Here is a 12836-nt window from a genome sequence, read left to right as displayed (position 1 = left end):
CCCCGGACACACAGCGCGACCCGGACGCGGGTGACGACGGCGCGCCGGGCGGCACGGACGGCGCGACCGCCGCGGACCCCGGACGGCTGCGCCGGCTGCTGCGGCGCGGCTGCTGCGGCGACGCGGGGACGTCCGGGCGCGGCGGCTGGGGCGACCGTACGGGCCGGTGGCGCCGCGGACTGTGGCCCACCGCGCTCGCCCTCGCCCTCGCGCTCCTGATGCTGCTGCACTCCCGCGTGCCCAACAGCCTGGGCAATCTCGGCAGCCTCCTCCAGACGTTCCTGCCGTGGCTCGGCCTCGCGGTGCCCGTCCTCCTGCTGTGCGCGCTGCTGCGCCGCTCGTTCACCGCCCTCATCGCCGTGCTGCTGCCCGTCCTCGTCTGGCTGAACCTCTTCGGCGGCCTGCTCGTGGACAAGACGGGCCCCGGCGGCGCGCTCATGATCGTCAGCCACAACGTGGACGCGGACAACCCCGACCCCGAGGGCACCGCCCGGCGGCTCGCCGACTCCGGCGCCGACCTCATCGCCCTCCAGGAGGTGCCGCCGGACGCGGTCGCCGGGTACGAGGACGCCCTCGCCGCCGGCTACCCGTACCACTCCGTGCAGGGCACGGTCGGCCTGTGGAGCCGCTACCCGATGGGTGACGGCGAGCCGGTCGACATCGGGATGGACTGGCCGCGCGCCATGCGGGCCGTCGTCGACACGGACTTCGGCGACGTGGCCGTCTTCGTGGCGCACCTCCCGTCGGTCCGGGTGCAGTTCAGGGCCGGCTTCACGGCCGGGCAGCGCGACGAGGCGGCGGAGCTGCTCGGCCGGGCCGTCGCCGAGGAGGAGGTTCCGCTCGCCCTCGTCGCCGGCGACCTCAACGGCACGATGAACGACGGCGCGCTCGCCCCGCTGACGTCGAAGCTGCGCTCCACCCAGGGCGCGGCGGGCGCCGGGTTCGGCTTCTCGTGGCCCGCGGCGTTCCCCATGGCGCGCATCGACCAGATCCTCGTGCGGGACCTGGAGCCGGTGTCGTCCTGGACGCTCCCCGGGACGGGCAGCGACCACCTGCCGGTGGCAGCCCGCGTCAGCCCGTAGCCGGCGCGTCACGGTTCGCCGCCGTTCGTCCTGATTGTCGGGATCGCTCGGATCGCCCCGTCGTGCCGCTCTCGTCCCCTCTGCTCTACGTTGGAGGGAGGCGAGAGACGAGGGAGGCGGGAGGAGTGGCCAGGACCCGGTACGCGCCCGACCGAGGACTCACGCAGCGCATGGTTCTCACCATGTTCCTGATCGGGCTGCTGTGGGTCGTCTTCGTGGGCGTCCTGATCGCCGCCCTCGGGAACAGCTGGCCGATGATCGTGGTGATCGCCGGGGTCGTGTTCGTGCTCCAGTTCTGGTTCAGCGACCGGATCGCCGCGTTCGGCATGGGCGCCCGCGAGGTCACGCCCGCGCAGGCGCCCGAGCTGCACGGCGCCGTGGACCGGCTGTGCGCCCTCGCCGACATGCCCAAGCCGCGCGTCGCCATCGCCGCCACCGACGTGCCCAACGCGTTCGCCACCGGCCGCAGCCGCAAGAAGTCCCTGGTCTGCGCCACGACCGGCCTGCTGCGCCGCCTGGAGCCCGACGAGCTGGAGGGGGTGCTCGCCCACGAGCTGTCGCACGTGGCGCACCGCGACGTGGCGGTCATGACGGTCGCCGGGTTCCTCGGCGTCGTGGCGGGCCTCATCACCCGGATGGCCCTGTGGACCGGCCTCGGCCGCTCCCGCGGCAACAACCAGAACGTCGCGCTGATCCTCGTCCCGCTGGTCAGCGCCGTCGTCTACGTGATCAGCTTCCTGCTCACGCGGCTGCTCTCGCGCTACCGCGAGCTGTCCGCCGACCGGGCCGGGGCGCTGCTCACCGGCCGGCCCTCGGCCCTGGCGTCAGCGCTGACCAAGGTGTCGGGCCAGATGGGCCGCATCCCGACGCGCGACCTGCGGCAGGCGGAACCGTTCAACGCCTTCTTCTTCGCCCCGGCCGTCACCGGCGAGAGCCTGAGCAGGCTGCTCTCGTCCCACCCGACGCTGGAGCAGCGGCTCGACCGGCTCGCCCGCCTCTCGGGCGAGCTGGGCCGCCCCTGAGCGAGCAAGGAGCCGACGGTGGGTTTCCTCGACGTGATCCTGGGCCGCAGCAAGCCCGTGCGGCCCGACCTCGACCAGCTCTTCGGCCTGCCGTCGGCGGCCGTCACGCTGCAGGCGGCGGCCGGCTTCGCCCCGACGGGGCTCGGATCGGTGTGCTTCGCGAGCGTGGAGGGCGGCGCGTTCGCCCGGGTCAGGCAGGACGTCCGGCAGCTCTTGGACGCCGACACCCCGTCCGGGGGCGTGCCCGTGGAGTTCGAGCAGGACTCCTACGGCTACACCTGGGTCCTCTGCCGCCACACCCCCGACGCCCTGGCCGACCTGGTCAACGACCTGCACGCCATCAACACGCTGCTCCAGGAGTCCGGCTTCGGGCCACAGCTCCTGTGCTCCCTCACGGGCTTCGCCGGCCGGGACGACGGCGCGCCGCTCGGCCTCGTCTACCTGTACAAGCGCGGCACGTTCTACCCGTTCGCGCCCGTCCCCGGCGGGCACGAGCGCCGGGACAATGGCCTGGAGCTGCGGGTGCGCGGCGTCCTTGCGGACGACCTGCGGATCGAGGACGACCTCACGCGCTGGTTCCCCGTGTGGGGGGCGCCCGGCCTGTGACCGGCCGGGCGCCCGCGGGGGATCAGCCGGGCAGGCCGTCCTCGCGCCAGCGGTTCGTGATCGGCAGGCGCCGGTCCTTGCCGAAGCCCTTCGGGGAGATCTTCGTGCCCGGCGGGTACTGGCGCCGCTTGTACTCGGCCGTGTCGACGAGCTTCAGCACGCGCGTCACGAGGTCCGGGCCGAACCCGGCGGCGACGATCTCCGCCCGGCCCCGGTCGCCGTCGACGTACATCTCCAGCACGCGGTCCAGCGTGTCGTAGTCCGGCAGGGAGTCGGTGTCCACCTGGCCCGGGCTCAGCTCGGCGCTCGGCGGCTTGGTGATCGAGTTCTCCGGGATCGGGGGCGTCCCGCCGCTTCGGGCCGCCGCATCGTTCCGCCAGCGGGCGAGCCGGTAGACGCCCGTCTTGTACAGGTCCTTGATCGGGCCGTAGGCGCCGACCGAGTCGCCGTAGAGCGTCGAGTAGCCGACGGCCAGCTCGCTCTTGTTGCCCGGCGCGAGGACGAGGTGCCCCTCCTGGTTGGAGACGGCCATCAGCAGCGTGCCGCGCAGGCGCGACTGGAGGTTCTCCTCGGCCAGCCCGGTCAACTCGACGGAGGCCATGTACGCGTCGAACATCGGTCCGATCGGGACGGTCCGCAGCGACAGACCCGTGCGGTCGGCCAGCTCCCGCGCGTCGTCCAGGGAGTGCTCCGACGAGTAGCGCGACGGCATGGCGAGGCCGTACACGTTCTCCGCGCCCACGGCGTCGCAGGCGATGGCCGCCACGAGCGCCGAGTCGATGCCGCCCGAGAGGCCGATCAGGACGGACCTGAAGCCGTTCTTGCGGACGTACGCGGCCAGCCCGGTGACGAGCGCGCGGTACATCTCCTCCGCGTCCTCCATCCGCTCGGCCTCCCCGCCCGGGTACTCGGGCGTGTAGGGGGCGACGGGCGCGGCGGACAGAATCCGGTGGTCGATCCGCAGCCCGTCGTACGTCTCGCCGGACGGCGGTTCCTGCGCGGCGGCCGGGAGGTCCAGGTCGAGCAGCAGGCACTCCTCGGCGAACTGCGGGGCGCGCGCGACGACCTCGCCGGACGCGTCCACCACGATCGAGTCGCCGTCGAACACCAGCTCGTCCTGGCCGCCGACCATCGCCAGGTACGCCAGCGCGCAGCCGGCCTCGGTCGCGCGGCGGCGGACCAGGTCGAGGCGGGTGTCGTCCTTGGCCACCTCGTACGGGGAGGCGTTGATCGACAGCAGGAGGCCGGCACCGGCCGCCCGGGCCGCCGGGACGCGGCCCCCGTCCTGCCACAGGTCCTCGCAGATCGCGAGCGCGACGTCGACGCCGCCGACCCGGACCACCGGCATCGTGTCGCCGCGGACGAAGTAGCGGAACTCGTCGAACACCCCGTAGTTCGGCAGGTGGTGCTTAGCGAACGACAGGGCCACCTCGCCGCGGTGCAGGACGGCGGCGGCGTTGCGGGGCGCGCCGGCCGGCAGTCCGGCACGCGCCGGCGTGTCCTCGGAGCGGTCCAGGTAGCCGAGGACGACGGGCACATCGCCGAGGCCCTCGTCCCGCAGCCGGGCCGCGAGGTCGCGCAGCGCGGTGCGGCTGGCGGCCACGAACGAGGACCGCAGGGCGAGGTCCTCGACCGGGTAGCCGGTCAGCATCATCTCGGGGAAGGCGACCAGGTGCGCGCCCTGCTCGACACCGTGCCGCGTCCAGCGCAGGACGGCGTCGGCGTTGCCGGACAGGTCACCGACGGTCGCGTCGATCTGGTTGAGAGCGAGTCGTAGCTGAGGCACGCGGCCGAGTGTAATCGTCCGACTGACGCGATGAGGGCCGGGACGGCGGGGGCGGCGAACCGGCCACCCGGCGGCGGACGCGCGGCGCCCGCCGCTGCGCGGGCGCCAACGGTCGTTCTCCGGACCACACGACGTCAAAGAGAAGCCATAAAGCGACAGATGGCGATCGCAATCGGTCGGTGGCGGTGTCGGTCGTATCGGGGGTTACGACATTCGGTCACGATCGCCGGGGGCCGGATTGCGACTCGACCAGCACGGGCAGGGCTTCCCCGCTCCACCGTCCGGCATGCGCCGGACCCGGGGCGGCTGTCCGGCGGGGGCCGCGCCCGATCCGTCGGTGATCGCCCCGCGATCTCCGGCGGCCCCCGCACGCTCACCGGTGGGCACGAACGGTCCACGAGAGAAAGCGATCCAGCAGCGAGAACGAAGAGGAGCTTCCTCCATGCCCCAGGACATCGGTTTCTTCCTGCCTTTCCCGGCCCGCCGCAATCCCGCCGCCGACCGGGCGCGCGACCACCACATCGACTGGGTCCGCGCCCACCGCCTCGTCGGCACCGGCGCGGCCCTCGCCCGCTACCGCGACTGGGGACTCACCGACCTCGCCTCCTACGCCTACCCCGACGCCACCGGCGACGACCTCGACCTCGTGACCGACGCCGTCTGCCTCGGCTTCCCGCTGGACGACCAGTTCGACGGGCCGCTGGGCCGCGACCCGGAGGCCGCCGCCGCGTTCGCCGCCGCCCTGACCGCCATCCCCTACGCGCCCCCCGGCACCCGCCCCTCGCTGGACGCACCCGTCGCCCACGCGTACGCCGACGTGTGGCGCCGCAGCGCCGCCGGCATGTCGGACGCCTGGCGCGACCGCGCGGCCGGCAACCTGGCCCGCTTCTTCCACGCCTATGTCGAGGAGGCCACCAACCGCGCCCTCGGCGTGGCGCTCGACCAGGAGACGTACCTCGCCCTGCGGCGCGACACCGTCGGCACCGCCCCCTGCTTCGACCTCATCGAACGCGCCGGACACTTCGAGGTGCCCCCGGTCGCCCACCACAGCCGCGAGCTGAGGACCCTCACGCGCTGCGCGGGCGACGTCGTCTTCCTCTGCAACGACGTGCACTCCCTCGAACGCGAGGAGGCCCAGGGCGACCCGCACAACCTCGTCCTCATCCGGCAGCGCACCCTCGGCCGCGACCGGGCGGAGGCCATCGAGGACGTGGTCGGCCTGGTGCGGCGGCGGGTCCAGCTCTTCGTCGCACTCGCCGCCCGCCTGCCCCTCCTGTGCGCCGGGCCGTGGGGCCTCGACCGGACCGGACGGGACGCCGTGCTGAAGTACGCGGACGGCCTGCGCGCCTGGATGGCGGGCAACCAGCGCTGGGGTATCGCCACGGCCAGGTACGCGGGCGGGGCGGGGAGCGCCGGCGTCACCGCCGCCGTCCCCGCGCCGGCGGCGGGCCGGACGGCGGGCGCCGGCCCCCGCGTCAGCGTCCCCGCACCCGGCTCAGGAGCCCCCGCGGCCCCTCCGGTGCCGGTCGCGCCCGCCGCCCGCGCGTCCGCCCACGCCCCAGACCCCACCAGCGTCGGCTGACGCCCTCGCCCGGTGCCGTCGGCGCGGACGGCGGCACCGCCGTGCTCCCCGCACCGCCCCCGCCGGCGGGACGCGCGCGCACGCCGCCGTCCGCCCGGTCGCCGTCGGCCTGCTCCCCGCCGTCCCCGGCGCCGCCGTCCACCGTGCGCGGACCGAACTCGACGGGCAGCGCGTCCAGGTGGCGTGACCAGGTGGAGGAACTCCAGCTCAGGTCGTCCGGATCGACGGCGAGCCGGATGTCCGGCAGCCGCGCCAGCAGCACCTCGATCGCCGTCTGCGCGATGGCCCGCCCGATGTCCTGGCCCGGGCACTCGTGCGGCCCGCTGGTGAACGCGAGGTGCGACCGGTTCCCGTGCATCGGCGCCCACGGCGCGGGCCGCACCGCGGGATCGACGTTGGCCGCCGCCAGGCCGAGGAGTAACACGTCGCCCTTCGCGACGTTCTGCCCGCCCAGCTCCAGGTCCTGCGTCGCGAACCCGCCGGGGCACACGGAGATCGGCGGCTCGTCCCACAGCACCTGCTCCACGGCCGCGGGCAGCGTCATCTGGCCGCCGCGCACCGACATCTGGAACTTGGGGTGCGCCAGCACGAGCCGCAGCGTGTTGACGATGAGGTTGGTCGTCGTCTCGTTCCCGGCGACCATGACGAGCCGCAGGTGGTGGACGACCTCCTCGTCGCTCAGCTCCGCCGGGTGCGCCACCAGCCAGGACGCGAGGTCGTGCCCCGGGTCCTCCTTCTTGGCGGCGACGAGCGCGCGCAGCGTCTCCTGGATGTACCGGTCGGCGGTGACGGCGGCGTCCGTGCCGATGAGGAGCTGCCGGCTGGCCTCGACGAGCCGCGGCCCCTCCTCGTCGGGCAGGCCGAGGACCGTCGTCAGCGCGAGCATGGGGAGCTGCTGCGCGTACTGCGACAGCACCTCCGCCCGCCCCTGCCGCGAGAACCGGCCGATCAGCACCCGCGCGTACCGCTGGACGTGGCGGCGCAGGCCCCGCCGGTCGAAGCGGTCCAGGCTCTCGTTGACGGCGCTGCGGAGCCGCTCGTGGACGGCGCCGTCCTGGTGCGTGCAGTCGGGTCCCCACAGGAGCACCGGCGCGATGGGGGCGGCGGCGTCGACCTGGCCGTCCTGCCAGGCGGCCCAGTTCCGGCCGTCGCGGCTGAAGCGGCGCGGGTTGCGCGTCACGTCGAGGATCTCGTCGTAGCCGAGGACGAGCCACGCCGGCACGTCGCCCTCCAGCAGGACGGGCGCGACCGGCCCGTGCTCCCGGCGCAGCCGCTCGTAGAGGCCGGCCGGGTCGGCGGCGGCGGCCTGCCCGTACAGCCGCTGCACGCCGCCGGGGCCCGCGTCGTGGGCCGGGCAGCCCGGCGGCGGCACGCTGAACGGCGCGTGGTTCAGCGACGAGCCGGGCGGGAACGTCCCGGCGGGGAACGCGCCGGTCGTCGCTGCGCCGGCGGGGAACGGGTCGGGTGAGGGCGCGGTCACAGTGCCTCCGATGGGTCCGGGGTCGTGGCGGTGGCTGAAGCGGTGGCGGATTCGTAGAGGTGGCGCAGCAGCGTCAGCAGGACGTCCCGGCTCGAATCGAGCTTCCTCGCGTCGCAGTCGACCATCGGCACGTGGTCGGGCAGGTCGAGGGCGGCGCGGAGTTCCGCGAGCGGGTGGAGGGGCGCGTCGGGGAAGTTGTTGACGGCCACGACGAACGGGACGCCGTCCTCCTCCAGGCGGTCCATGGGCTGGAAGCAGTCCTCGAGGCGCCGGCTGTCCACCAGCACGACGGCGCCGAGCGCGCCGTCGATGACCCCGTTCCACAGGAACCAGAACCGCTGCTGCCCCGGCGTGCCGAAGAGGTAGAGCACGAGCCGCCCGCCGAACGTGATCCGGCCGAAGTCCATCGCGACGGTCGTCTCCCGCTTCTCCGGGATGCCCGCCAGGTCGTCCACGCCGACGCTGTCGCGGGTCATGGTCTCCTCCGTCGTCAGCGGGCGGATCTCGCTGACGGAGCCGACCATCGTCGTCTTGCCGACGCCGAACCCGCCGACGACGACGATCTTCACCGCCTGCTCGGCCGACTGCGGCAGGCGGTCCTCGCGGCGCGGTCCCGGGCGGCGGGCGGCCGCGTGGTCAGAGTCGTTGCAGGCCATCGATCAGCGCCTTCAGGGTCTCGATGTCGGGATCGGCGGCCTCCCGCCGCCGCTCCGCACGGGTCTGCCGCAGCTCCACATGGCCGGCGGCCGCAAGATCGGTCAGCAGGATCGTGATCGCGTTGAACGGGAGCCCGAGGTGCGCCGAGATCTCCGCCACCGACAGCGGGTACTGGCAGGCCCGCAGCAGCGCCGCCGCCTCGGGCGGAAGCTCCGGGTCGGGACCCGGGTCGGCGGCGTCCGGCACCGACCGCGTGATCACGAGCGTGACCAGGTCGAGGTGTAACGGATCACCGCCACCGCCCTCGCCGTCCGACTCGCTGCGGCCGCCGGTGACGACATACAGCGGGACGGGCCGGTCCTGGCGCGCCCCGCGGCTCGGCAGGGTCACGGCGCTGCCCGTTCCGGCGTCCTGGGGGCGCTGGACAGGTGCTCGCCGATGCGCAGGACGAGGTCCCGCATCCGCTGGCTCACCAGGCCCGGCTCCACGGTCGGGGAGGCGGTGACGGCGAGGTACGACCGCTCGCCGGCCGACATGAGGTAGAAGTACCCGCCGGCCATCTCCAGCAGGACCAGCCGCAGCGACTCGTCCTCGCCCGGCATCTCCCGCGCGACCGACTGGGCCAGACTCTTGATGCCGGACGCGGCGGCGGCGATCCGTTCGCTGCTGTCCCGGTCGTCGCCGTGCTGCGCCATGCACAGTCCGTCCGAGGACAGCAGCACGATGTGCCCGATGCCCGGGACCGTGGCGGCCAGGTCCCGCAGCATCCAGTCCATGTCCCTGAACCGGCCGGCGGTGCCGCCGCCGTTCCAGCCGTTTGCCCGACCGTCGAACCGACGCTGTGTCACGTGCTCTCACCCTTACTCTTCCGACGCTTTCCTCCGAGGCACCCTTCGCGACCGTGCCCGCGTCCTGGGCGGGCGGCGCGGCCGCTCAGGGGGCGGTGCCCTCCCCGCCGCCGTCGGCGGGTGTCCCTCCGTCGTGGGCGCGCAGCCCGGCGAAGAACGCATCCACCCACAGGCCGGGCGGCCGGTCGCCGGCGCTCTCCTGCCCGCCGGGCGCGCCGGTCGGCGGGCCGGCCGCCGGCTGCCGGTCGGCCTGCTCCGCCGCCCGGCGCGCCGCGCGCTCGGCGGCCTGCTGCTCGGCCTCCTCGACGGTCTGCCGGGGCCAGCGCTTGCTGGGGACGATCTCGGTGCGCTGGACGCGGCGGCGGCGCTGCGGCAGGCCGTTCGCGCCGCGCTCGTACAGCGGGCCGTCCTCGTCGCCGTCGGGGGCGACCAGGCTGCCGGGGACGGCGTGGCGCGTGGGCCAGTTGGGGCGCGGCCGCAGGGGCGGCAGGTCGTAGTGCAGGGGCGGGGCGGGGACGATCAGCTCGTTCGGCAGGAAGACGACCGCGCGGACGCCGCCGCACGTCGAGGGCCGCAGGGAGATGCGGACGCCGTAGTGCCCGGCGAGGATGCCGGCGACGCGCAGGCCGACCCGCGCGGTCTCGCCGAGGTCGGTGAGGTCCACGCCGTCCACGCCCTGCTGGAGCAGGAACTCGGCGCGCTTGCGCGACTCGGCGGTGAGGCCGGTGCCCTTGTCCTCGATGGAGATCTCGATGCCGAGGGCGACCTCCTCGCAGTTCATGACGACGGTGCTGCCCGGCGGCGAGTAGCGCGTGGCGTTGTCCAGCAGCTCGGCGACCAGCATGATCATCGACTCGGCGGCGTGCCCGGGCACGGCCACGTCGATGACGCGGTGCTGCTTGACGCGCAGGTACTCGATGATGGGGCCGCTGCCCGCCCGCATGATGTCGTGCAGCGTGATCGGGTCCTCCCAGCGCCGCAGCGGCGTGCCGCCGCCGAGGACGGCGAGGGAGGTCGCGAACCGGCCGGCGACGTTGATGCCGTGTTCGAGGCGCATCAGGTCGCCCAGCATCTCCGGCGTGTCGTGCCGGAACTCCATCGTCTGGATCTCCTTCTGGAGCCGATGGATCTCCGTCTGGATGCGGCAGGCGATGTTGACGATGGCGCGCTTGCCGGAGTCCCGCTGGTACTCCTTCTCGCGGAGCACGTCCAGCATCGCGAACATCATCCCGCGCAGCGCCCGGGTCAGCCGGGGGTGCGACGTGCTGTGCGGCGACAGGGGCGGCATCACGTCCTCCTCCAGCAGCCCCTGGGTCAGTTTCCGCAGGGCGCCGGGGAGGTGGTCGAACGCGGCGGTCTCGGCGTCGGCGAGCTGGTGCTCGATCCGCTCCTCCAGCTCGGCGATGCGCCGGCCGCGCCGGGCGGTCTCGCCCGCGGTGAGGGCCGCGGCGAGCGTGGCCGCGGCGCCGCACCACAGCAGCGGCGCGCGGGTGTCGCCGGGGACGAAGAACGCCGCCACGGCCACGCCGAGCGCCAGCAGGACGGGCGGCAGCAGCCACCGCCCCCCGGCGGGACCGGGCTGGCGAATGCGCTGTAACGATCCGGCGTGCACCATGAGCATCCTTAAACGGCCGTACGACAGACCGTAGCGACGGCAACTCGCTACGTGGCAGGGACAGTAGAGGGCCAGTGGCCCTTGCCGCAGGCAGTTGCGAAAACGTCCCCCGAACGAGGTCACCGGGACCCGGTCCGCCCCGTGCCGCCGTACGCAGCGGACGCCGGTGACCTGCGGTTCTCCGTGCCTCTCGGCGAACTGCTGCTTTCCGTGCATCATGGGCCAGGGCTTCCCCGGCCGCCACGGGCCGGGAACCCGGCGGTCGCGCGTGTGCAACGCCCGGGAAATCCTGTGATGGGATGCTCGGGAGTCCCGGATGCCCCGCGGCGGGGACGAGGCGGTTCTGACCAGCGAGGATGGGTGGAGATGGAGAAGCAGCAGGAGTTCGTGCTCCGCACGCTGGAGGAGCGGGACATCCGGTTCGTGCGCCTGTGGTTCACCGACGTGCTGGGCTTCCTGAAGTCGGTCGCCGTCGCCCCCGCCGAGCTTGAGCAGGCGTTCGACGAGGGCATCGGGTTCGACGGCTCGGCCATCGAGGGCTTCGCGCGCGTCCACGAGTCCGACATGATCGCCAAGCCGGCGCCGAGCACGTTCCAGATCCTGCCCTGGCGCGCCGAGGCCCCGGGCACGGCCCGCATGTTCTGCGACATCCTCATGCCGGACGGCTCCCCCTCGTACGCCGACCCGCGCTACGTGCTCAAGCGCGCGCTCGCCAAGAGCTCCGACCTCGGGTTCACCTTCTACACCCACCCCGAGATCGAGTTCTTCCTCCTGAAGGACCGGCCCGTCGACGGCTCGCAGCCCACGCCGGCCGACACCTCCGGCTACTTCGACCACACGCCGCAGAACATCGGCATGGACTTCCGCCGCCAGGCCATCACCATGCTGGAGTCGATGGGCATCTCCGTCGAGTTCTCCCACCACGAGGGCGCCCCCGGCCAGCAGGAGATCGACCTCAGGTACGCCGACGCGCTCTCCACGGCCGACAACATCATGACGTTCCGCCTGATCATGAAGCAGGTCGCGCTGGAGCAGGGCGTCCAGGCCACCTTCATGCCGAAACCTTTCTCGGAGTACCCCGGCTCCGGCATGCACACCCACCTGTCGCTCTTCGAGGGCGACCGGAACGCGTTCCACGAGACCGGCGCCGAGTACCAGCTCTCCAAGGTGGGCCGCTCGTTCATCGCGGGCCTGCTGCGGCACGCCGGCGAGATCTCCGCCGTCACCAACCAGTGGGTCAACTCCTACAAGCGCATCTGGGGCGGCACCCAGCGCACCGCCGGCGCGGGCGGCGAGGCGCCGTCGTACATCTGCTGGGGCCACAACAACCGCTCCGCCCTCATCCGCGTCCCGATGTACAAGCCGGGCAAGACCGGCTCCACCCGCATCGAGGTCCGCTCCCTCGACTCCGGAGCGAACCCGTACCTCGCCTACGCCGTCCTCCTCGCCGCCGGCCTGAAGGGCGTCGAGGAGGGGTACGAACTCCCGGCCGGCGCCGAGGACGACGTGTGGGCGCTCAGCGACCACGAGCGGCGCGCCCTCGGCATCGAGCCCCTCCCGCAGAACCTCGGCGAGGCGATCCACCTCATGCAGGGCAGCGAGCTCGTCGCGGAGACCCTCGGCGAGCACGTCTTCGACTTCTTCCTCCGCAACAAGCGCCAGGAGTGGGAGGAGTACCGCTCCGAGGTGACCGCGTTCGAGCTGCGCAAGAACCTCCCCGTCCTGTGACCGGCACGGCACGCCCCGCGGGCGCGCTGCTGGACACCGTCGCGTGGATCCTCACCGTGGACGGCCGCGTCCTGTGCGCGCGGCCCCGCGGCAAGGACGTCTTCTACGTCCCCGGCGGCAAGCGCGAGGGCGCCGAGACCGACGTCGAGACGCTGGTGCGCGAGGTCGAGGAGGAGCTGACCGTCCGCGTCGACCCCGCCACCGCCGTCCACTTCGGCACCTACGAGGCCCCCGGCGGGCCGCCCGGCGGACCACTGGTGCGGATGAGCTGCTGGACGGGCGCGTACGAGGGCACGCTCGCCCCGAGCGCCGAGATCGAGGAGCTGGCCTGGTTCCGCCACGCGGACCGGTCCCGTGTCCCGCCGGTGGACCGGCTCCTCTTCGACGACCTGCGGGCGGCCGGCGTCCTCGCCTGAACCCGCGCCCGCGG

The 12836-nt window shown here is 73.7% G+C and carries 12 protein-coding genes; 6 read left to right on the top strand and 6 right to left on the bottom strand.

The features are described from left to right. Window positions 1-86: 86 nt before the first annotated feature. The 3 genes from EMA09_RS05785 (at window position 87) to EMA09_RS05775 (ending at window position 2710) form a co-directional block, all read left to right on the top strand. Complete coding sequence (locus tag EMA09_RS05785; protein ID WP_240796634.1) at window positions 87-1082, top strand: endonuclease/exonuclease/phosphatase family protein; 996 nt, start codon at window positions 87-89, stop codon at window positions 1080-1082. Between the two features lie 125 nt (window positions 1083-1207). Beyond that, window positions 1208-2104 (top strand): zinc metalloprotease HtpX, encoded by an 897-nt coding sequence (htpX, locus tag EMA09_RS05780; protein WP_129839531.1) that lies wholly within the window; start codon window positions 1208-1210, stop codon window positions 2102-2104. A gap of 18 nt (window positions 2105-2122) precedes the next feature. After that, complete coding sequence (locus tag EMA09_RS05775; RefSeq protein WP_129839529.1) at window positions 2123-2710, top strand: hypothetical protein; 588 nt, start codon at window positions 2123-2125, stop codon at window positions 2708-2710. A gap of 22 nt (window positions 2711-2732) precedes the next feature. Here the strand turns inward: EMA09_RS05775 and EMA09_RS05770 are convergent, their stop codons facing one another. Beyond that, window positions 2733-4496 (bottom strand): NAD+ synthase, encoded by a 1764-nt coding sequence (locus EMA09_RS05770; RefSeq protein ID WP_129839527.1) that lies wholly within the window; start codon window positions 4494-4496, stop codon window positions 2733-2735. Between the two features lie 442 nt (window positions 4497-4938). Between EMA09_RS05770 and EMA09_RS28200 the strand changes: the two genes are divergently transcribed. Then, window positions 4939-6078 (top strand): hypothetical protein, encoded by a 1140-nt coding sequence (locus EMA09_RS28200; RefSeq protein ID WP_168220645.1) that lies wholly within the window; start codon window positions 4939-4941, stop codon window positions 6076-6078. Here the strand turns inward: EMA09_RS28200 and EMA09_RS05760 are convergent. From EMA09_RS05760 to EMA09_RS05740, 5 genes are all read right to left on the bottom strand, one after another. Beyond that, window positions 5972-7558: a cytochrome P450 gene (locus EMA09_RS05760; protein WP_346655809.1), complete on the bottom strand. Its 1587-nt coding sequence runs from the start codon at window positions 7556-7558 to the stop codon at window positions 5972-5974. The two genes, EMA09_RS28200 and EMA09_RS05760, sit on opposite strands and share 107 nt — an antisense overlap. Beyond that, entirely contained in the window at window positions 7555-8214 is a 660-nt protein-coding gene (locus EMA09_RS05755; protein WP_129839525.1) for an ATP/GTP-binding protein, read from the bottom strand. The genes EMA09_RS05760 and EMA09_RS05755 overlap by 4 nt, the downstream gene beginning before the upstream one ends. Beyond that, window positions 8195-8605, bottom strand: a complete 411-nt coding sequence (locus EMA09_RS05750) for a DUF742 domain-containing protein (protein WP_240796245.1) — start codon at window positions 8603-8605, stop codon at window positions 8195-8197. The genes EMA09_RS05755 and EMA09_RS05750 overlap by 20 nt, the downstream gene beginning before the upstream one ends. Further along, window positions 8602-8991, bottom strand: a complete 390-nt coding sequence (locus tag EMA09_RS05745; protein ID WP_129843847.1) for a roadblock/LC7 domain-containing protein — start codon at window positions 8989-8991, stop codon at window positions 8602-8604. Before EMA09_RS05745 ends, EMA09_RS05750 begins: the two co-directional genes overlap by 4 nt. A 157-nt stretch (window positions 8992-9148) precedes the next feature. Further along, entirely contained in the window at window positions 9149-10678 is a 1530-nt protein-coding gene (locus EMA09_RS05740; RefSeq protein WP_129839523.1) for an ATP-binding protein, read from the bottom strand. A gap of 366 nt (window positions 10679-11044) precedes the next feature. On the opposite strand from EMA09_RS05740, the gene glnA reads away from it, so the two are divergent. Together glnA and EMA09_RS05730 are read left to right on the top strand one after the other, a co-directional pair. After that, on the top strand, window positions 11045-12406 hold the full coding sequence (gene glnA / locus EMA09_RS05735; protein WP_129839521.1) for a type I glutamate--ammonia ligase: 1362 nt from the start codon (window positions 11045-11047) through the stop codon (window positions 12404-12406). After that, the gene (locus EMA09_RS05730; RefSeq protein WP_240796244.1) at window positions 12403-12822 is read left to right on the top strand and encodes an NUDIX domain-containing protein; all 420 of its coding nucleotides are present in this window, start codon (window positions 12403-12405) and stop codon (window positions 12820-12822) included. Before glnA ends, EMA09_RS05730 begins: the two co-directional genes overlap by 4 nt. The last annotated feature ends 14 nt before the right edge of the window (window positions 12823-12836 follow it).

It is taken from the genome of Streptomyces sp. RFCAC02, assembly GCF_004193175.1.
Classification (GTDB): Bacteria; Actinomycetota; Actinomycetes; order Streptomycetales; family Streptomycetaceae; genus Streptomyces.
This window is presented reverse-complemented; position numbering and strand designations above follow the sequence as displayed.

Bases quoted from the DNA above. Each gene is read 5' to 3' on its own strand.
- EMA09_RS28200 (WP_168220645.1), top strand. From the start codon at position 4,939: ATGCCCCAGGACATCGGTTTCTTCCTGCCTTTCCCGGCCCGCCGCAAT.
- EMA09_RS05755 (WP_129839525.1), bottom strand. From the start codon at position 8,214: ATGGCCTGCAACGACTCTGACCACGCGGCCGCCCGCCGCCCGGGACCG.
- EMA09_RS05745 (WP_129843847.1), bottom strand. From the start codon at position 8,991: ATGGACTGGATGCTGCGGGACCTGGCCGCCACGGTCCCGGGCATCGGG.
- EMA09_RS05740 (WP_129839523.1), bottom strand. From the start codon at position 10,678: ATGGTGCACGCCGGATCGTTACAGCGCATTCGCCAGCCCGGTCCCGCC.
- glnA (WP_129839521.1), top strand. From the start codon at position 11,045: ATGGAGAAGCAGCAGGAGTTCGTGCTCCGCACGCTGGAGGAGCGGGAC.